Source organism: Streptomyces sp. NPDC048277, from assembly GCF_040652235.1.
GTDB lineage: Bacteria > Actinomycetota > Actinomycetes > Streptomycetales > Streptomycetaceae > Streptomyces.
The window spans coordinates 555,032-575,072 of record NZ_JBEZLQ010000004.1 but is presented as its reverse complement, the minus strand read 5'-3'; the positions used below and the strand labels follow the sequence as shown (position 1 = coordinate 575,072).

The 20,041-nt window shown below is 71.4% G+C and carries 15 protein-coding genes; 8 read left to right on the top strand and 7 right to left on the bottom strand.

Annotation, left to right across the window (positions count from 1 at the left end; translation table 11 throughout):
• Nucleotides 1–416: 416 nt before the first annotated feature.
• Together AB0D85_RS12915 and ptsP are read left to right on the top strand one after the other, a co-directional pair.
• Complete coding sequence (locus AB0D85_RS12915) at nucleotides 417–866, top strand: PTS glucose transporter subunit IIA (protein ID WP_362317962.1); 450 nt, start codon at nucleotides 417–419, stop codon at nucleotides 864–866.
• Nucleotides 867–976: 110 nt separating this feature from the next.
• Entirely contained in the window at nucleotides 977–2,647 is a 1,671-nt protein-coding gene (gene ptsP / locus AB0D85_RS12910) for a phosphoenolpyruvate--protein phosphotransferase (protein WP_362317959.1), read from the top strand.
• 69 nt (nucleotides 2,648–2,716) lie between these two features.
• Here the strand turns inward: ptsP and AB0D85_RS12905 are convergent, their stop codons facing one another.
• The 3 genes from AB0D85_RS12905 to AB0D85_RS12895 are packed head-to-tail and all read right to left on the bottom strand — an operon-like array spanning nucleotide 2,717 to nucleotide 6,035.
• On the bottom strand, nucleotides 2,717–3,610 hold the full coding sequence (locus AB0D85_RS12905) for a hypothetical protein (protein WP_362317956.1): 894 nt from the start codon (nucleotides 3,608–3,610) through the stop codon (nucleotides 2,717–2,719).
• A 29-nt stretch (nucleotides 3,611–3,639) separates the two neighbouring features.
• Nucleotides 3,640–4,023 (bottom strand): hypothetical protein, encoded by a 384-nt coding sequence (locus AB0D85_RS12900; protein WP_362317953.1) that lies wholly within the window; start codon nucleotides 4,021–4,023, stop codon nucleotides 3,640–3,642.
• Between the two features lie 35 nt (nucleotides 4,024–4,058).
• Nucleotides 4,059–6,035, bottom strand: a complete 1,977-nt coding sequence (locus AB0D85_RS12895) for an acetoacetate--CoA ligase (RefSeq protein WP_362317950.1) — start codon at nucleotides 6,033–6,035, stop codon at nucleotides 4,059–4,061.
• 213 nt (nucleotides 6,036–6,248) lie between these two features.
• Here AB0D85_RS12895 and AB0D85_RS12890 point away from each other — a divergent pair, with 213 nt between their 5' ends.
• On the top strand, nucleotides 6,249–8,609 hold the full coding sequence (locus AB0D85_RS12890; RefSeq protein WP_362317947.1) for a glycoside hydrolase family 31 protein: 2,361 nt from the start codon (nucleotides 6,249–6,251) through the stop codon (nucleotides 8,607–8,609).
• 10 nt (nucleotides 8,610–8,619) lie between these two features.
• Here AB0D85_RS12890 and AB0D85_RS12885 read toward each other — a convergent pair whose 3' ends face one another.
• On the bottom strand, nucleotides 8,620–9,153 hold the full coding sequence (locus AB0D85_RS12885) for an NUDIX domain-containing protein (protein WP_362317944.1): 534 nt from the start codon (nucleotides 9,151–9,153) through the stop codon (nucleotides 8,620–8,622).
• 221 nt (nucleotides 9,154–9,374) lie between these two features.
• Between AB0D85_RS12885 and AB0D85_RS12880 the strand changes: the two genes are divergently transcribed.
• From AB0D85_RS12880 to glpK, 5 genes are all read left to right on the top strand, one after another.
• Entirely contained in the window at nucleotides 9,375–9,806 is a 432-nt protein-coding gene (locus AB0D85_RS12880) for a zinc ribbon domain-containing protein (protein ID WP_362317941.1), read from the top strand.
• A complete protein-coding gene (locus tag AB0D85_RS12875) occupies nucleotides 9,803–10,993 on the top strand; it encodes a lipid-transfer protein (RefSeq protein ID WP_362317938.1) in 1,191 nt (396 codons plus the stop codon). The genes AB0D85_RS12880 and AB0D85_RS12875 overlap by 4 nt, the downstream gene beginning before the upstream one ends.
• A 112-nt stretch (nucleotides 10,994–11,105) precedes the next feature.
• Nucleotides 11,106–12,749, top strand: a complete 1,644-nt coding sequence (locus AB0D85_RS12870; protein WP_362317935.1) for a GGDEF domain-containing protein — start codon at nucleotides 11,106–11,108, stop codon at nucleotides 12,747–12,749.
• Nucleotides 12,750–13,054: 305 nt separating this feature from the next.
• Entirely contained in the window at nucleotides 13,055–13,792 is a 738-nt protein-coding gene (locus AB0D85_RS12865) for an MIP/aquaporin family protein (RefSeq protein WP_362317932.1), read from the top strand.
• 21 nt (nucleotides 13,793–13,813) lie between these two features.
• Complete coding sequence (gene glpK / locus AB0D85_RS12860; protein ID WP_362317928.1) at nucleotides 13,814–15,334, top strand: glycerol kinase GlpK; 1,521 nt, start codon at nucleotides 13,814–13,816, stop codon at nucleotides 15,332–15,334.
• A 59-nt stretch (nucleotides 15,335–15,393) separates the two neighbouring features.
• On the opposite strand, the gene AB0D85_RS12855 is transcribed toward glpK, so the two are convergent.
• From AB0D85_RS12855 to AB0D85_RS12845, 3 genes are read right to left on the bottom strand one after another with little or no spacing between them, the layout of a single operon-like run.
• Nucleotides 15,394–15,999 (bottom strand): ATP/GTP-binding protein, encoded by a 606-nt coding sequence (locus tag AB0D85_RS12855; RefSeq protein WP_362317925.1) that lies wholly within the window; start codon nucleotides 15,997–15,999, stop codon nucleotides 15,394–15,396.
• Nucleotides 15,980–19,612 carry a hydantoinase B/oxoprolinase family protein gene (locus AB0D85_RS12850; RefSeq protein ID WP_362317922.1) on the bottom strand — a complete coding sequence of 1,211 codons (3,633 nt, stop codon included), beginning with the start codon at nucleotides 19,610–19,612 and terminating at the stop codon, nucleotides 15,980–15,982. The genes AB0D85_RS12855 and AB0D85_RS12850 overlap by 20 nt, the downstream gene beginning before the upstream one ends.
• Before the next feature lie 24 nt (nucleotides 19,613–19,636).
• Nucleotides 19,637–20,032 (bottom strand): DUF742 domain-containing protein, encoded by a 396-nt coding sequence (locus tag AB0D85_RS12845; protein WP_362317919.1) that lies wholly within the window; start codon nucleotides 20,030–20,032, stop codon nucleotides 19,637–19,639.
• Between the last annotated feature and the right edge of the window lie 9 nt (nucleotides 20,033–20,041).

Below are 20,041 nucleotides of genomic sequence, written 5' to 3'. Positions count from 1 at the left end.
ATCTGGCGTTGACTTTTGGCACGCTGTTGAGTTCTCAAGGAACGGTCGCTTCCTTTGTACTCACCCTCTCGGGCTTTCCTCCGGGCTTCCCTTCGGTGTTCCAAACTCTATCAGTGTTTTTCCGGCCCCCTGACCACCGTCCCGCAGACATGCGGAAGGTGATCCCGAGTTAGGATCTGACGAGTTTGGGTGCTGCCGAGTGAGGACGCTTTATCGCGCCGCTCGGTCTCAAGCAGGAGTACGACTGTACACGGACCCTCGAAGGCCGTGCAAATCCATTGGGCTGGTGGTCTAGACCACTAGCTGGTAGCTTCCATGCGGAACCGCCACTTCATATGACATACGCTGCTGCTCAGTGCGCCGTCCGGGACAGGCAGTGACGGCCCGAAAGCAGCTCCACTCCTGGGAGGCTTCCCATGACCACCGTGACGTCCCCGCTCGCAGGACGTGCCATCGGACTGGCCGCCGTGCCTGATCCGGTCTTCTCCGGGGCCATGGTCGGCCCGGGTACAGCCATCGACCCCACGCGTGAGCCTTCCGAGGTCGTGGCCCCCGTGGACGGAGTCATCGTCTCCCTGCACCCGCACGCGTTCGTCGTCGTGGACGAGAGTGGGCACGGAGTGCTCATCCACCTCGGTATCGACACCGTGCAGCTCAACGGCCAGGGTTTCGAACTCCTCGTCAACAAGGGCGACACCGTGACCCGCGGCCAGGGCGTCGTGCGCTGGAACCCGGCCGAGGTCGAGGCCGCCGGCAAGTCCCCGGTGTGCCCCGTCGTGGCCCTGGAGGCCACGGCCGACTCCCTCTCCGAGGTCCGCGAGAGCGGTGACGTGAAGGCCGGCGACAGCCTCTTCGCCTGGAACTGACTCGTCTGTATAGGACGACCACTGCGCCGTGCCGTCGGCTGACGGAGAACGCGGCGACCACGACAACCATCGCGGCGGCGGGACCCGCCGCACTATCGGAGACGGGTGAGATGGAGACAACGCTGCGAGGCGTCGGCGTGAGCCACGGTGTGGCGATCGGCGAGGTTCGGCACATGGGAACGGCGGTGCTGGAGCCGCCTGCCAAGCAGATCCCGACGGAAGAGGCGGAGCGCGAGCAGGGGCGGGCCCGTCAGGCTGTCGATGCGGTGGCGGCCGACCTGATGGCGCGCGGCAACCTGGCCGGCGGTGAGGCCCAGGCCGTGCTCGAGGCGCAGGCCATGATGGCCCAGGACCCCGAGCTGATGGCCGATGTGGAGCGACGGATCGCCGTCGGCAGCACCGCCGAGCGTGCCGTGTACGACGCGTTCGCCGCGTACCGCGAGCTGCTGGCCGGAGCCGGTGAGTACCTCGCCGGCCGGGTGGCCGACCTGGACGATGTGCGGAATCGTATCGTCGCCCGCCTGCTCGGGGTTCCGATGCCGGGTGTCCCGGACAGCGACGAGCCGTACGTGCTGGTCGCCCGGGACCTGGCGCCGGCCGACACGGCGCTGCTGGACCCGACGCTGGTGCTCGGCTTCGTGACCGAGGAGGGCGGGCCGACCAGTCACAGCGCGATCCTGGCGCGGGCGCTCGGAGTGCCGGCCGTGGTGGCGCTGCCGGGTGCCGGTGAGCTCGCCGAGGGCACGGTGATCGCCGTCGACGGCAGCACCGGCGACATCTTCGTGAACCCGAGTGCGGAGAAGAAGGCCGAGCTGGCGGCCGCGGCCGCCGAGCGCAAGGCCGCGCTGGCCGCTTCGACCGGCCCGGGCGTCACCGCGGACGGACACAAGGTGCCGCTGCTGGCCAACGTGGGCGGGCCGGCCGATGTGCCGGCGGCGGTCGAGGCCGGTGCCGAGGGCGTCGGTCTGTTCCGTACCGAGTTCCTGTTCCTGGACGACAGCAAGAACGCTCCTTCCGAGGAGAAGCAGGTCGAGGCCTACCGTCAGGTGCTCGAGGCGTTCCCGGAGGGCCGGGTCGTCGTGCGTGTGCTGGATGCGGGTGCCGACAAACCGCTGGACTTCCTGACTCCGGCGGACGAGCCGAACCCGGCACTGGGCGTGCGTGGTCTGCGGACGCTGCTCGACCACCCGGATGTGCTGCGCACCCAGCTGACGGCGCTGGCCAAGGCGGCCGAGGGGCTGCCTGTCTACCTCGAGGTCATGGCGCCCATGGTGGCCGACCGTGCCGATGCCAAGGCGTTCGCCGACGCCTGCCGTGAGGCGGGGCTGCGGGCCAAGTTCGGCGCGATGGTGGAGATTCCGTCGGCCGCGCTGCGGGCGCGCTCCATCCTCCAGGAGGTCGAGTTCCTGTCGCTGGGCACGAACGACCTGGCGCAGTACACCTTCGCCGCGGACCGTCAGGTGGGTGCGGTGGCCCGGTTGCAGGACCCGTGGCAGCCGGCGCTGCTCGACCTGGTCGCCCTGTCCGCGGAGGCGGCGAAGGCCGAGGGCAAGAGCTGTGGTGTGTGTGGTGAGGCCGCGTCCGATCCGCTGCTGGCCTGTGTGCTGACGGGTCTGGGTGTCACCTCTCTCTCCATGGGTTCGGCGTCGATTCCCTATGTGCGGGCGACGCTGGCCAAGTACACGCTGGCCCAGTGCGAGCGGGCCGCGTCGGCCGCGCGTGCCACCGACAGTGCGGACGAGGCGCGTGCGGCGGCTCAGGCGGTGCTGTCCGGCGAGTAGCCGGGTGCGGCCGTGATCGGCTGTCTTTCCAGGGGCGCTCCACCTGTGGGTGGGGCGCCCCTGGTGTGTTCAGTGGTGGTGGCCCGATGGGGTGTCCTGATCGCCGAGGTCGGGAGGCGTGCAGTAGTCGACGTCGGACTCCGGGGAGATCAGCTCGCCGGATTCGATGTCGGTGCAGTAGGCGTCGAAGACCTCGCCGGCGGTGAGGGGCGCGAGGCCGTCGCCGCGCAGTCGCCAGCCGTAGACGCGGTCGGCGGTGCCGGGGGCGCTGGTGCGCATCACGAGGCCGCCGGGGCTGCGGGTGGCGAGGCCGAGGGCGAGGACGCTCGTGAATTCGAGGGCTTCGGCTTCGTCGAGGTGTGTGGTGCCTTCGCTGTCCTGGTCGGCGTGGAGGACGGTGACGAGGGTTTCGGGTGGTCCGGAGACGCTGCACACGAGGTGCCGGTCGCCTGGCGGGGCGGTGTCGAGGATGCGGGTGAGGAGGTGGGAGGCGCGGGTGAAGGCGGCGCGTCCGACGTCCTCGCCGCAGGTGGGGCAGGGGCCGAGGCGGGCGAGCAGGGTGCTGGCGTACTCCCAGGTGGCCTGGCGTACCGCCTCGTCGACGAGGACGGGGACGAGGTCGGTGAGGGGTCGGCCGTCGTAGGGGACGGTGGCGCCGGTGGCCGCGAGGTCGGCGGTGAAGCGGGTGCGGCTCGCGGGGGCGTCCGGGTCCAGTCCGGTGTCCGTGCAGAACTCGGCGTATTCCTCGGGGTCGAAGAGGGCGAGTGTGGTGTGGGTGCCCTCTGCCGCGCGGGTCCTGAGGAGGGCTTCGATCTGCCTCAGGTAGGTGGGATGGTCGTCGAAGGTGAAGGTGCGGTAGCGCCGCATGGCGCGGAAGTCGTGTTCGTCGGTCAGCAGGCCGATGGTGCCGGCGATTTCGCGGCGCAGGACGCGTCGCATGGTCCGGTGGTCGGTGTGCGCCATGGTTCCCCCTGTGAGCGGTCGATCAATGCTCACTCACAGTAACCGGCACCACTGACAATCAGGGGTGCGGCAGCCGGTCGCGGATCAGGCGATGCCGAATTGCGCAGGTCAGGGCGATGGGAGTCGGCCACGGTCCGGGACGGTGACGGGGGTTCGCCGCAGCGCAGGGTGAGAATCGCGGTCGCGGCGAACGAGCACGCGTCGCCCGCCAGGAGCCGGCGGTAGGCGGTGGTGGTGTCCAGGGCGAGGGCCGCCAACGGCCTGCGGTCGTACGGCTGGTGGGTGGCGGCGGGGGCGCGGTTCCGGCTGTCGGCGGGGCCGGGTGTGCGGATCTCTACCGTCGGGCTGGAGCCCGTCGACGCGGTGCGGCCGGCCTCGGACTTGGCCGCCGTGCTGGGTGAGTCCGAGGCCACCTGTGGAGGGTGAACGCGCCCGCCTTCCGAGGGGGTCAGCCGCGTTTGCGGGCCAGTTCCTCGTAGAAGCTCAGCAGGTCGAGGTTGTCGATGGATCCGGGGTTGACGGCCTTCTCCAGCGGTGTGCCCTGGAGCAGGCGCTTGACGGGGACCTCGATGCGCTTGCCGGTGAGGGTGTGCGGGACGCCGGGGACCTCGATGATCTCGTCGGGGACGTGACGTGGCGAGAGCTGTTCGCGGATGGCCCGCTTGATGCGGTCCAGCAGGGCGTCGTCGAGGGCCGCGCCCGGGGCGAGTTGTACGAAGAGGGGCATCCAGTAGCCGCCGTCGGGCTGCTCGATGCCGATGACGAGGGACTCCTTGATCTCGGGAAGGCGCTCGACGACCTCGTAGATGTCGGCGGAGCCCATCCGTACGCCCTGGCGGTTGAGCGTGGAGTCGGAGCGGCCGTGGATGATCACGGAGCCGCGCGAGGTGAGGGTGATCCAGTCGCCGTGCCGCCAGACGCCGGGATACATGTCGAAGTAGCTGTCGTGGTAGCGGCTGCCGTCGGGGTCGTTCCAGAAGCGGATCGGCATCGAGGGCATGGGGTTGGTGACGACCAGTTCGCCGACCTCGTCGACGACGGGTCTGCCGCTGGGGTCCCAGGACTGGAGGTCGGTGCCGAGGCCGGGCGCCTGCAGTTCGCCGGTGTACACCGGGAGGGTGGGCACGGCGCCCGCGAAGCAGGAGCACACGTCGGTGCCGCCGCTGACGGAGGCGATCCAGAGGTCGGCGCCGCTGTCCGCGAACTCGTCGTGCAGCCAGCGGAAGCCGTCGGGCGGCAGGGGCGAGCCGGTGGTGGCGACGCACTGGACGCGCGCGAGGTCGAAGTCGCGGGCGGGGTGCACGCCGGCCTTCCGGCAGGCCATCACGTACGCGGCGGAGGTGCCGTAGAGGGTGGCTCCGGTGCGTTCGGCGACGCGCCACTGGGCGCTGATGTCCGGGTAGCCGGGGCTGCCGTCGTACAGGACGATCGTGGTGCCCGTGAGGAGGCCGGAGACGAGGAAGTTCCACATCATCCAGCCGGTCGAGGTGTACCAGAAGAAGCGGTCCTCGGGGCCGAGGTCGCAGTGCAGGCCGAGCTGTTTGAGGTGTTCGACCAGGATGCCGCCCTGGGACTGGACGATGGCCTTGGGCAGGCCGGTGGTGCCGGAGGAGTAGAGCACCCAGAGGGGGTGGTCGAACGGGACCGGTTCGAATGCGGGCTCGGTGTCGGCGGCGGTCAGGGCCGACCATTCCAGGGCGCCTTCGGGGGCCGGGGTGCCGAGCAGCGGGATGTGGACGACGGCGCGCAGGGTGGGCAGTTCGCGGCGGAGTTCGGCGACGATCTCGCGGCGGTCGTGCTCCTTGCCGCCGTAGCGGTAGCCGTCGACGGTGAACAGGACGACGGGTTCGACCTGCTGGAAGCGGTCCAGGACGCTGCGGGCGCCGAAGTCGGGGGCGCAGGAGGTCCAGACGGCGCCCACGGCGGCGGCGGCGAGGAGGGCGACGACGGCCTGCGGGATGTTCGGGAGGTAGCCGCTGACGCGGTCTCCCGGGCGGACGCCGAGGGCGCGGAGCTCGGTGGCCAGGGAGCCGACCTGGCGGCGGAGTTCGGCCCAGGTCACCGGGCGCGGTTCATGGGTCTCGTCGACGTACAGGAGGGCCGGTTCGTCCGCGCGGGTGGCGGCGGCGCGCAGGGCGTGTTCGGCGTAGTTCAGCCTCGCCCCGGGGAACCACTCGGCGCCGGGCATGGAGCGGTCGCCCAGCACGCGCGCGTAGGGGGTCGAGAACCGTACGTCGAAGAATTCCGTGACGGCTTTCCAGAAGGTGTCCAGGTGGTCGACGGACCAGCGGTGCAGGGCCGGGTACCCGCCCTCGGCGGGGGCTCCGTGGTGTTCTGCCGCCCAGGCCTGGAACGTGGTGATGTGTGCCTGGGCGATCCGTTCGGGATCGGGTTGCCAGAGCGGCTGGGGGTTCGCGGTCGACATGGGGCGGCTCCCGGGCTTCTGCGCTGGTGTGCGTCGGGCGCGCACGGGCTGGGGTGTGCGCGTGACGCGGCTGACAGGGACGATGCCATGTGATCGACTTCTACACCAGGGTGCGCTCCACATAGTCCGCGTCGTGAAGATGTGGTCCCAGCACGGGTGAACGGCAGTTGAACGGCACGCGCGTGTGGAGCGCTGAGTGGCAGGGTGAGCAGTATGGACGGTCGTGACCTGGTGCGTTCGGTGAGAGTGGTCGGTTCGAGCAAGGCGGCTCAGGGGTTGCGTACCGTACGGGCCGCGTGGCGCAGGAAGCGGATCGATGCCGCCGGACTGCCCGCGCGGGGGGCCGAGCGCGCCCGGGTGCCGGGGCCGGTGCGGGAAGCGGAGCCGGGGCCCGGGGGCGGGGTGCTCCGCTTCAGCCGGTCCGAGCTGCGGATCACGGTCGCCGTGAACGGGGCGGTGTTCTGGGGGTGGGACGGGGCCGGTCCCGAGCCGTCGTACGCGCTCGCGGGGCGCTGCCCGGAGCCGGATCCGCGGGCGGTCCTGGAGCCGGACACGGACGGCGGCTGGCGGGTCGTGGCGGAGCGGGTGACGATCAACATCTCGCGGCACGGCGCGGTGGAGGTGTGCACTCCGGGTGGCGTGATGCTCCGGCGGGATCTGCCGCCCCGGTGGTGGGAACCGGTGGGCGGGGGTACGGCGCGCTGGGTGCAGCGCTCGGAGGTGGCCGCGGACGCGCGGTTCTTCGGGCTCGGGGGGCGCGCCTCGGGTCCGCGGCTGCGCGACGGAACGTACCGGTTGTGGAACACCGATCCCGGACATGCGTTCGGGGCCGATGACGATCCGCTGTACATCACCATGCCCGTGCAGCTGGTGGTGGCGGACGCGGCCGCGCACCTGGTGTTCCACGACTCCACGTGGGACGGGACGGTGACGCTCCGGGAGGGTGCGGAGGGGGCGGGTTCCGGCCATGACCGGACCGGGCGGTGCGAGCTGCGGATGGACGGCGGTCCGCTGCGTTGCTGGGTGATGGTGGGCACCCCCGCGCGCGTGCTGCACACCTGGGCCTCGATCACGGGCGCGCCGGCGCTGCCGCCGGCCTGGGCGCTGGGCCATCACCACGCGCGCTGGGGCTTCGGCAGCGAGCGGGAGGTGCGGCGGATCGTCGCCGGTTACCAGGAGCGCGGTCTGCCGCTGGACGCCGTCCATCTGGACATCGACCACTACGACGCGCATCAGGTGTTCACCGTCGACCACGAGCACTTCCCGAAGCTGCCTTCGCTGGCCGAGGAGTTGCGGCGGGACGGGATCAGGCTGGTGTCGATCGTCGACCCGGCGGTGAAGGCCGAGCCGGGCAACGCGGTCCATGACGCCGGGACGGCCATCGACGCGTTCGTGCGCGACCCGTCGGGGCGGACGGTGGAGGGTGTGGTCTGGCCCGGCGAGTCCGTCTATCCCGACTTCACGCACGCGCGCGTGCGTGAGTGGTGGGGCGGGCTGTACGAGGAGCGGCTCAACGAGGGTTTCACCGGCTTCTGGCACGACATGAACGAGCCGACGTCCTTCAACGCCTTCGGTGAGTCGACACTGCCGCGCTCGGCACGGCACGCTCTGGAGGGGCGCGGCGGCGACCACCGGGAGGCGCACAACGTCTACGCGCTCTGCATGGCGCAGGCGGCCTACGAAGGGCTGCGCGAACTGGCGCCCCAGGAGCGGCCGTTCCTGTTCTCGCGCTCCGGCTGGGCCGGCATGCAGCGCTACGGGGGCACCTGGTCCGGTGACGTCGCCACCGGCTGGCCGGGGCTCCGCGCGTCCCTGTCGCTGGTGCTGGGGCTCGGGCTGTGCGGGGTGCCGTACTCCGGGCCGGACGTGGGCGGTTTCGACGGGAGTCCGTCGCCCGAGCTGTTTCTGCGCTGGTTCCAGCTGGGCGCCTATCTGCCCTTGTTCCGCACGCACGCGAGCATGCGCGCGGGGCGCCGGGAACCATGGGAGTTCGGGCCCGAGGTGCTGGAGCACGCGCGCGTGGCGCTCCTCGAACGGCAGCGCCTGCTGCCGTACTTCATGACGCTGGCCCACCTGGCCCGGCGGACCGGCGCGCCCTATGTGCGGCCCCTGTGGTGGGGCACGCCGGAGGACCGGGCGTTGCGCGACTGCGAGGACGCGTTCCTGCTGGGCGACGGTCTGCTGGTGGCACCGGTGCTGGATCCGGGCGCCGACCGGCGAGCCGTGCAGCTGCCGCGGGGGCGCTGGTACGACACGGTGACGGAGCAGGCGTACGAGGGGCCCGGGCAGGTGCTAGTCGATGCCCCGCTGTCACGGATTCCGGTGCTCGCGCGCGCGGGTGCCGTCCTTCCCGTGCGGGGCGAGGACGGCGGGACGCGGCTGGAGGTCTGGGCGCCCGTCCGGGGACGCACCGGCGGCGGGCTGCTCGTGCCGGACGCGGGCGACGGCTGGGACGAGCCGGAGATCGAGCGTTACGTCGCCCGCTGGGAGGGCCGACGGGTGGTGGTCCGGCGCGAGGGGGACAACGGCGTGAGCGAGCCGTCCCGCCCCGTGCAGATCAGGGGGCTGGGCTGAGCCGGCGGGCTCAGTAGCGGCCCTCGAACCACGCGCGTACGGCCACGCTGTGCAGCGGGAAGGCGAGTTCCTCGGGCCTGCGCAGCAGGTGCCAGCCCTCCGTCTCGTCCGTCGCGGCCGACGGCGGGAGGCCTTCGGCCGGGCGTTCCGGGAGAAGCCCGAACAGCAGCAGGTGCCCGTCGGGTGAGCTCATGGCGTCGACGAGGCGTACGTCGCGGGCGGCCGCGTCGATGCCCGTCTCCTCCTTGAGTTCACGGACGACGGCGTGCCGCCAGTCCTCGCGGTCGTCGACGTAGCCGCCGGGCAGCGCGGTGCCTCCGCGTGCGGGGGCGACGGTTCGGGTGATGACGACCAGGGCGGTGCCCTTCGTGTCGTACACGGGCTGGAGGGCGATCGCCACCGGCAGCGGGTTGCGGTAGGCGATGTGGCCGCAGGCCGGGCAGGTGCGCGGCCAGCCGGAGACTCCTGCTCCGTACGACGCGCCGCAGCTCGAACAGTGCAAGCCCGGAGCGGAGTTGGCAATTGGGTGCTGATTTTCGGACACGCGCGGACTTTATCCGATCACGGGAACGACGTCTCACGGTCAGGGGAACGCCTCCTTCCGGAAGTGAATCGACGCCGACGCCCAGGAAATCGACACCAACGGCCAGGAAGCGGACAGGGAGACGTCACCCACGGGCGCGGCCTGCCCAATTCCGGCAGCCCGTGGCACACTTCTGACGTTCCGTCAGATCCTGTCCTGGAGGAGCTTTGTCGCGTACACGCATGCCTGCGGTCGACGGCTGGTTCACGGGCGAAGGGGACGAGTTCCGGCTCCTGGGCACCCGCTGTGCGGCCTGCACCTCGGTCTTCTTCCCCCGCGAGGACGCCCACTGCCGCAACCCCGGATGCGCGGGCGGCGACCTGGAGGAGGTCCCGCTCTCCCGCCGCGGGCGGATCTGGTCGTACACCGACAGCAGATACCGGCCGCCGTCACCCTATGTGAGCGATCCGGAACTTCCGTGGGAGCCGTACGCGTTGGTCGCTGTGGAGCTGGAGTCCGAGCGGATCGTGGTGCTGGGACAGGCGGTTCCCGGGATCACCGTCGCCGATCTGACGGTGGGCATGGAGGTCGAGGTCGTCCCCGGGGTGCTGGGCGAGGACGCGGAGACGACCTGGACGACCTGGCACTTTCGGCCGACAGGAGGGGCGGCATGACGGCGGACGTGGCGGTGCTCGGCGTGGGCATGCACCCCTGGGGCAAGTGGGGGCGGAGCTTCGTCGAGTACGGGACGGCGGCGGCCCGCGCGGCGCTCGCGGACGCCGGACTGGAGTGGCGGGACGTCGGCTCGATCGTGGGCGCGGACACGGTGCGTGGCGGATATCCCGGCTATGTCGCGGGCGCGACCTTCGCCAAGGCGCTGGGCTGGCAGGGCGCGCGGGTCGCGAGCGTGTACGCCGCGTGCGCGTCCGGGGCCCAGGCGGTCGCCGCGGCGCGGGCGCAGATCCTGGCGGGGCTCGCGGACGTGGTGCTCGTGGTGGGCGCGGACGCGGCCCCCAAGGGCTTCTTCCGGCCCGCCGGAGGAGACCGCCCCGACGATCCCGACTGGCTGCGCTTCCGGCTGCTGGGGGCGACGAATCCGACGTACTTCGGGCTGTACGCGCGTCGGCGGATGGCGGTGTTCGGGGACACCCCGGAGGACTTCGCGCTGGTCAAGGTGAAGAACGCGGCCCTCGGGGCACTGAATCCGTACGCCCGCTACCGCAAGCGGGTCACCGCCGAGGAGGTGGCCGCCTCCCAGGTGGTCGCCGATCCGCTGCGGCTGCTGGACATCTGCGCGACCTCCGACGGCGGCGCCGCGCTGGTGCTGTCGAGCCTGGACTTCGCGCACCGGCACGGAGTGGCACGGCCGGTGCGCATCCGCGCGGTGTCCACGGTCACGCCGCGCTATCCGAGCACCGTCCTCGACCTGCCGGACATCGCCACGGACTCGGCGGCGGCCGTGGCGCCCCCGGGCGAGTCGTTCCGTGCGTCCATCGCCCGGGCCGCCTACGAGGAGGCGGGCATCGGCCCCGAGGAGCTCTCCCTCGCGGAGGTCTACGACCTCTCCACCGCCCTGGAGTTGCAGTGGTACGAGGATCTCGGGCTGTGCGGCGAGGGTGAGGCGGCGAAGCTGCTGCGCGAGGGCGCGACGGCGCCGGGCGGCCGCACACCGGTCAACGCCAGCGGTGGGCTCGCCTCCTTCGGAGAGGCGGTGCCGGCCCAGGCGATCGCTCAGATATGCGAGCTGACCTGGCAGTTGAGAGACACGGCGGGTGACCGGCAGGTGGCGCACGCGCGCGTGGGGATCACCGCCAACCAGGGGCTGTTCGGACACGGCTCGTCCGTGATAGCGGTGCGCTAGCGGGACGGGTGTGACAGGAGGGTTTCCACACCCCGTGCCACCACCCCGGAATGGTGCGTGAACGTCTTATGAACTGCCCTTGGGCGTACGCCGGTGGAGTCATCATGCTCCCGTGCGCTCATGGACGGATGCTCTCCGTTTCGCCTTCCAGCCGGTGGTCAATCTGACGACCGGCGGGATCGCCGCACTGGAGATCCTCGCCCGGCCCGAGACCGGCGACATCCTCGCCGAAGCCCGCCGAGACCCCGAACTCGACGGCAGACTGGCCGTGCTGGCCCTGCGCGCGGCGGCTCGCAAGGAGACGCTCCTGCCGCTGCACATCAACGTCTTCGCGGCCACGCTCGCCGACCTCGGCGGCATCGGCCCGCTGCCCGAGGCCGTCCGCGAAGCCGGACGGATGCCCTGGGAGGTGACCCTGGACATCGTCCCGCCGTACACGCACGTACCGCAGCGGGCCCTGCTGGAGGCCGTGGCGACGCTGCGCGGCCAGGGCTTCCGGATCAGCGCCGACGGCATCGGCGACGGGGACGTGCCGCTGCGGCTGCTCACCGACCTCTCCCCCGACCTGATCAAGCTCGACGCCTCGCTGCTCGGCCGCCCGGCCGCGGTGCGGGCGATGCGGACCCTGTCCGAGGAGCTGGGCGCCCTGGTGGCCGTCGAGGGCGTGGAGACGGAACTGCAGCACGCGGCGGCGTTGGCGGCCGGGGCACAGCTGGCCCAGGGCGAGCTGTTCGCGCCGCCGGCCCGGATCCCGGTGGCGGAGGTATACGTTCCGCCGCACTCCCCCGCCGGCGTGCCGCCACCACGGTCCGGGCCGTCCGTGCGGGAGTTCATCCGGCCCGCCGCGCTGCTGCCGGTCACCGCGTCCGCGTTGCAGGTGCGCGCCCTGCTGACCGGTTCCCCGGACGTCTCCGGCGTCCTCCTGGTGGACCAGACGGGCGCCCCGGTGCGGTCGGTGCACCGCTCCCGCTTCCTGCTGTCGATGTCGGGCCGCTACGGACACGCCCTGTACGCGGACCGCCCGGCCTTCAAGCTGGGCGACGCGCCGCGCACGGTCGGCGTCGACGCGACCGCCTGGGAGGTGCTGGACGTGGTGGCGGTCGGCGGCCGGGACCGCACCTCGGACGATGTGGCGGTCGTCGACCAGCTCGGGCGCTGCGTGGGCGTCGTACGCCTCGCCGACCTCGTACGGGCCCTCGCCGAGACCCGCGTCGAGGAGGCGGCCGGGCTCAACCCGCTGACGCGGCTGCCCGGTTCGGACACGATCACGGGCGAGGTGGACCGGTGGATCGCGGACGGCCGTGTCTTCGCGCTGAGTTGGCTTGATATCGACCACTTCAAACAGGTGAACGACGGCGCCGGGTTCGCCGCGGGCGACGAGCTGATCCGCTCGGTGGGGCGGGCGCTGCAGCAGGCCGTGGCCGGCCACGCGCGCGTGGGGCACATCGGCGGGGACGACTTCCTGGTGCTCGCCGACGAGGAGGGGATGGCTTCGCTCGTCACCGGGGTGCTCGACGCGCCCTGGGCGGCGGGCGGACGGCCCGTCACGCTGTCCCTGGCCACCGTCGTGTGCGGTCCCGGCAGTGTGACCGACCACCGGCAGGCTGCCGCATGGCTGGCACCGCTCAAGAAGGCCGCCAAGGCGCTGCACGGGGCGAGTTGGGTGCTGGGGCGGGCGGGACTGCCCGGGCACGAGATCCGGCGCGGCTCGGGCGCGTACCCGGCGCAGGCCGGGTACGCCACGGTGGAGCCGTGAAACAGGTTTTCTCACGGGTTGCCTGTCATCGTTGCCGTCGGCGACCTTGACGCTCCCTGGGCGCCGGTGAAAACTTCCGGTGTCGGTCGACATCGCCGTACATTCTCGGCGTAATCAGGCACTGTGCCATGGGCCGCTCCTGTCTCGAGGCTGTCCCCCCATGGGCGATTCGGCTGTTACGGCACGCTCGTCACGGACGCCGGGCGGGGCGCGGGACCTTCCCTGCCTTCGGCTGACGTCGCCAAGGGAACCGTTCCTGCTCGGAGCGCCGGGGTGATCCCCCGGCCAGCGCCCTAGGAGCCGCCATGAGCAACGGAGACATATTCGTCGGCGAAGTCATCGGCACGGCCATCCTCATCCTGTTCGGTGCCGGTGTCTGCGCCGCCGTCACCCTCAGACACTCCAAGGCGCGGGCCGCGGGGTGGGTGGTGATCGCCTTCGGCTGGGGATTCGGCGTCCTCGCCGGCGCCTACACCGCCGCTCCGCTGTCGGGAGGGCAGCTCAACCCCGCCGTCACCATCGGCATCGCCGTCGACACCGGCAAGTGGGACAAGGTCTGGGTCTATCTGCTCGGCCAGCTCGTCGGCGCGATGCTGGGCGCCGTCCTGACGTACCTGGTCTACCTCGCCCAGTTCCAGGCCAACGTGCGCGACGAGGAGACCGCGGAGGAACCCACGCCGACACTCGGCATCTTCTCCACCATCCCGGAGATCCGGAACCCGGTCGCCAACCTCATCACCGAGATCATCGCGACGATCTCGCTGGTCCTGCCGATCCTCGCGTTCGGGCTGACCAAGGGGCTCGGCGAGTCCGGCACCACCGTGCTGATCGTCTCGCTGCTCGTCGTCGGCATCGGGCTGTCCCTCGGCGGCCCCACCGGCTACGCCATCAACCCGACGCGCGACCTCGGCCCCCGGATCGTGCACACCTTCCTGCCGATCCCCAACAAGGGCACCTCCGACTGGGGTTACGCCTGGATCCCGGTCGTCGGCCCGCTGGTCGGCGGGGCGCTCGCGGGCCTCATCTACAACGCAGCCTTCTGATCCAGCGACCAAGGGGTAGCCATGACGGACACCGCCGAGAAGTACGTCGCCGCAATCGACCAGGGCACGACGTCGAGCCGCTGCATCATCTTCGACCACGGCGGCGCCATCGTCGCCGTCGACCAGCGCGAGCACCGCCAGATCTTCCCCAAGCCGGGCTGGGTGGAGCACGACGCCACCGAGATCTGGTCCAAGGTGCAGGCCGTGGTCGCCGGGGCGCTCGCCAACGCCGGGCTGCGCGCCGACCAGCTGAGCGCGCTCGGCATCACCAACCAGCGCGAGACGACGGTCCTGTGGGACCGGGCCACCGGCAAGCCCGTGCACAACGCGATCGTCTGGCAGGACACCCGCACCGCGGCGCTGTGCCACGAACTCGGCGGCAGCGACGGCCAGGACCGCTTCCGCGAGCAGACCGGGCTGCCCCTGGCCAGCTACTTCTCCGGGCCCAAGGCGGCCTGGCTGCTGGACAACGTGCCCGGGCTCCGGGACCGGGCCGAGCGCGGTGAGATCGCCTTCGGGACCATCGACTCCTGGCTGATCTGGAACCTCACCGGCGGCACCGACGGCGGCCGGCACGTCACCGACGTCACCAACGCCGGGCGCACCATGCTGATGAACCTGGAGACCCTGCAGTGGGACACCTCCATCCTGTCCGCGATGAACGTCCCCGCGGCGGTGCTGCCCGAGATCAGGTCCTCCGCCGAGGTGTACGGCACCGCCGTGGGCCAACTGGCCGGGGTGCCGGTGGCGTCGGCGCTCGGCGACCAGCAGGCGGCGGTCTTCGGGCAGGCCTGCTACGACGTCGGCACGGCGAAGAACACCTACGGGACGGGCAGTTTCCTGCTGCTCAACACCGGCGACCGGCCGGTGCCGTCCAAGAACGGGCTGCTGACGACGATGGGCTACAAGATCGGCGGTGAGGCGCCGGTGTACTGCCTGGAGGGTTCGATCGCGATAACGGGCGCGCTCGTCCAGTGGTTCCGCGACCAGCTCGGCATCATCCGCAGCGCCGACGAGATCGAGACCCTGGCGGCGAGCGTCGACGACAACGGCGGCGCCTACATCGTGCCCGCCTTCTCCGGACTGTTCGCGCCCTACTGGCGCTCGGACGCGCGCGGGGTCGTCACCGGGCTCACCCGGTACGTCACGAAGGCGCACCTCGCCCGCGCGGTCCTGGAGGCGACGAGCTGGCAGACACGGGAGGTCGTGGACGCCATGTACCAGGACTCCGGGGTGCAGATCACGACCCTGAAGGTGGACGGCGGCATGACCAGGAACAACCTCCTGATGCAGCACCAGGCCGATGTCCTCGGGGTGCCCGTGATCCGGCCCCGGGTCTCCGAGACGACCTGCCTGGGCGCCGCCTACGCGGCCGGCCTGGCGACCGGCGTCTGGAACGACCTGGACGAGCTGAAGTCGCACTGGCAGAAGGACGTGGAGTGGACGCCCGCCATGCAGGCGTCGGCGCGCGAGCGGGAGTACGCCAACTGGCGCAAGGCGGTGGAGAAGAGCCTCGGCTGGATCGAGGAGGGCGACGAGTAACCCCCTGGGACCACGGCCCGTACCCCTGTCGGCGGGGGTACGGGCCGTGCCGCCGCCGTTCAGGTGGTGACGGCCTGCCGGTGGGCCGCCGCGTACGCCATCGCGTGCTGGACGACGCCGATGAGTACCTCCTTGACCGACTCGCGGTCCCGTGCGTCGCAGAGCACGACCGGTACGTCCGCGTCGAGGTCCAGGGCCCGGCGGACGTCCTCCACCGGGTAACGGGCAGAGCCCTCGAAGCAGTTGACGCCGACGAGGAACGGTATGGAGCGCCGCTCGAAGTAGTCGACGGCGGCGAAGCAGTCCTCCAGGCGGCGCGTGTCGGCGAGCACGACGGCACCCAGCGCACCCTCGGACAGCTCGTCCCACATGAACCAGAACCGCTCCTGCCCGGGAGTGCCGAACAAGTACAGCACCAGGTCCTCGCGCAGGGTGATGCGGCCGAAGTCCATGGCGACGGTGGTGGTGTGCTTGCCCTCGACGCCGTTGGTGTCGTCGACCGGTCGCCCGGCCTCGGTGAGCAGCTCCTCGGTGCGCAGCGGCCTGATCTCGCTGACCGCGCCGACGAGAGTCGTCTTGCCCACTCCGAAGCCGCCGGCCACGAGGATCTTGAGCGTGACGGGCTCGACCGGGGGCTTGCCGCGCTCAGATCGCCCGAAGATCATCGTTTTCTTCTCCTGCTTGACGGGGGCGGGCTGGATGGGGATCGGGTGACGGACGTCCGTATCCGCCGCCACCTGGGGTTTCGACGACGAGTACGTCGTCGGGGCCGACGTCGGCCGCGTCGCTGCCGCCGAGTTCGACGGCCGTGCCGTCGGCCCGTTCCACCCGGTTGGCGCCGAGCGCGCCGGGTGCACCGCCCGCCATGCCGTACGGCGGGACGCGACGGTGCTGGGAGAGGGTGGAGACGGTCATGGGTTCGAGGAAGCGGATACGGCGGACCGCGCCGTCCCCGCCGTGCCAGCGGCCCGCGCCGCCGCTGCCCCGCCGTACGGCGAACTCGTCGAGGCGGACGGGCAGCCGCCACTCCAGGACTTCCGGGTCGGTGAGCCGGGAGTTGGTCATATGGGTCTGTACGACGCTCGCGCCGGGGAAGCCGTCGCCCGCTCCGGATCCGGAGGCGACGGTTTCGTAGTACTGGTGGCGCTCGTTGCCGAAGGTGACGTTGTTCATGGTCCCGGAGCCCTCGGCCTGGACGCCGAGCGCCGCGTAGAGCGCACCGGTGATGGCCTGCGAGGTCTCGACGTTGCCCGCGACGACGGCGGCCGGCGGCTCGGGGGCGAGCATGGACCCGGGCGGTACGACGATGTCCAGGGGCCGCAGGCAGCCGTCGTTGAGCGGGATGTCGTCGGCGACCAGGGTGCGGAAGACGTACAGCACAGCCGCGTTGACGACCGAGAACGGCGCGTTGAAGTTGGTGGCGAGCTGGGCGGAGGTGCCCGTGAAGTCGATGGTCGCGCGGCGGTTCTCGCGGTCCACGCGCACGCGTACCCGGATGATCGCGCCGGAGTCGGTCTCGTAGGCGTACTCACCGTCGTCCAGGGCGTCGACCACCCGGCGGACCGCTTCCTCGGCATTGTCCTGGACGTGCCGCATATAGGCCTGGACGACGTCGAGGCCGAACTCCTCGATCATGCGGCCGACTTCGTCCACGCCCTTGCGGTTGGCGGCGATCTGGGCGCGCAGGTCGGCGAGGTTGGTGCGGATGTTGCGGGAGGGGTGGCGGGCCCCGGCGAGCAGCCGGTGGGTCTCGGCCTCGCGGAACCGGCCGTTCTCGGCGAGCAGCCAGTTGTCGAAGAGGACGCCCTCCTCGTCGATGGTGCGGCTGTTCGCGGGCATCGAGCCGGGGGCGATGCCGCCGATCTCGGCGTGGTGGCCGCGGGAGGCGACGTAGAAGAGGATCCGGTCACCCTGCGTGTCGAAGACCGGTGTGATCACGGTGACGTCGGGCAGGTGGGTGCCGCCGTGGTACGGGTCGTTGACGGCGTAGGTGTCGCCGGGGCGCATCGAGGTGCCGCGGCGGCGGATGACCTCCTTGACGCTGGTGCCCATGGAGCCCAGGTGGACGGGGATGTGCGGGGCGTTGGCCACCAGGTTCCCGTCCGGGTCGAACAGGGCGCAGGAGAAGTCCAGGCGTTCCTTGATGTTGACGGACTGGGCCGTCGACTCCAGCCGGGCGCCCATCTGCTCGGCGATCGACATGAAGAGGTTGTTGAAGACCTCGAGCAGGACCGGATCGGCTTTTGTGCCGAGATCGGAACTCTGCGTAATCGCCGCGCGTTCCATGACCAGATGCCCGTCGTCGGTCGTCGCGGCCCGCCAGCCGTCCTCGACGACGGTCGTGGCGCCGGCCTCGGTGATGATCGCGGGGCCGAGGACGGACGCGCCGGGGGGCAGGCTCTCGCGGCGGTGGAGGGGTACGTCGCGCCAGGCGCCGCCGGTGTGGAGGCGGACGGTGTCCGGGGCGGCGGGACGGCCCTCGTAAGGGGCGAGGGCGGAGAGATCGGGGGGTTGTGTGATGCCGGTGGCTTCCACGGAGAGGGCTTCGACGACGACCGGGCGGTCGAGCGTGAAGGAGTACGTGGCGCGATGACGTTCTTCGAAGGTGTGTTTCATCGCGTCGGGCTCGGTGAGCTCGACGGTGAGGGTGGTGTCGGTGCCGTCGTAGCGGAGCTGGGCACGGCGGGTGACCTCGATGCGGTCCCCGGGGACGTCCTCGGCGAGGAGTTCCGCGCGGGCCGCGGCCTCCAGGTCGTCGGCGGTCTTGCGGACGCCGGGCATGGCGGCGGGCTCCAGCGGGGCCTCGACGGACTGTTCGCGCATGGCGGTGGTGTCGGCGAGGCCGATGCCGAGCGCGGACAGGACGCCCGCCATGGGCGGCACCAGGACGGTGCGGATGCCGAGCGAGTCGGCGACCATGCACGCGTGCTGCCCGCCTGCCCCGCCGAAGGTGGTGAGGGCGTAGCGGGTGACGTCGTGGCCCTTCTGGACGGAGATCCGCTTCACCGCGTTGGCGATGTTGGCGACGGCGATGCTCAGGTAGCCCTCGGCGACCTGCTCGGGGGTGCGGTCGTCGCCGGTCCGCTCGCGGATCTCCCGCGCCAGGCCGGTGAAGCGGTCGCGGACCAGGCCGGCGTCCAGGGGCTGGTTCCCGTCGGGTCCGAACACCGGGGGAAAGTGGGCGGGCTGGATGCGGCCGAGCATGACGTTGGCGTCGGTGACGGCGAGCGGGCCGTCGCCCCGGTAGCAGGCCGGGCCGGGGTCGGCGCCGGCCGAGTCCGGGCCGACGCGGTAGCGGGAGCCGTCGAAGTGCAGCACCGAGCCGCCGCCGGCGGCGACGGTGTGGATGTCCAGCATGGGGGCGCGCAGCCGGACGCCCGCGATCTGGGTGGTGAAGACCCGTTCGTACTCGCCGGCGAAGTGGGAGACGTCGGTGGAGGTGCCGCCCATGTCGAAGCCGATGACCCGGTCGAAGCCGGCGAGCCGCGACATCCGGGCCATGCCGACGATGCCACCGGCCGGCCCGGAGAGGATGGCGTCCTTGCCACGGAACTGCCCGGCCTCGGCGAGCCCGCCGTTGGACTGCATGAACATCAGCCGCACGCCTTCGAGTTCGTCGGCGACATGGCGGACGTAGCGGCGCAGTACGGGCGACAGGTAGGCGTCGACGACGGCGGTGTCCCCGCGCGGGACGAGCTTCATCAGCGGGCTGACCTCGCTGGACAGCGAGATCTGCGGGAAGCCGGTGCGGGCGGCCAGCTCGCCGATCGCCTGCTCGTGTCCGGGGTGCAGGTGGCTGTGCATACAGACGACGGCGACCGCTCGGATCCCGTCGTCGTAGGCCTCCCGGAGCGGGCCCGCCAGGGCGTCCAGGTCGGGGGCGCGCAGCACGGTGCCGTCGGCGGCGATCCGTTCGTCGGCCTCGACGACCCGTTCGTAGAGCAGTTCGGGCAGTTCGATGCGGCGGGCGAAGATGCGGGGGCGGTTCTGGTAGGCGATGCGCAGGGCGTCACGGAAGCCGCGCGTGATGACGAGCAGGGTGCGCTCGCCCTTGCGTTCCAGAAGCGCGTTGGTGGCCACCGTGGTGCCCATGCGGACGGCGTCGACGGGGTCGTCGGAGCCGTCGAGGAGCTCGCGTACGCCCGCCACGGCCGCGTCCGCGTACCGCGCGGGGTTGTCGGAGAGCAGCTTGTGGGTGAGCAGCCGGCCGTCCGGGCGCCGCGCGACGACGTCGGTGAACGTACCGCCGCGGTCGACCCAGAACTGCCAGCCTGTCACGTCATTTCTCCGCTTCCGCGCCGGTCACAGTGCCCGGAGGCCGTTGATCACGTCGCGCAGAATACTCTCGTCCACGAGCTCGGCCGGGGGTACCGGGCGGTTGACGTGGACGAGTTCACCGTCGACGAGGTCCCCGATGAGGACCCGGACCACTCCGATGGGCAGATCGAGTTCGGAAGCCAGTTCGGCGACGGACTGCGGGGTGTCCCGGCAGAGCTCGACGATGTCCACGTGCTCCGGGGAGAGCGTCCGGTCGTCCTCCGGGTCGTCCGCGTGGGGCTCCGTGACGACCACCGCGATCAGATCGAGGCGGTGCTGGGCCGCACTGGTGGTGCGGCCGCGCGTCATGGCGTACGGACGGACGACCGGTCCGGCCTCGTCGTCGAACCAGTGACTTCTTCCCTGACCGTCTCCGCTCATGTCACTCCA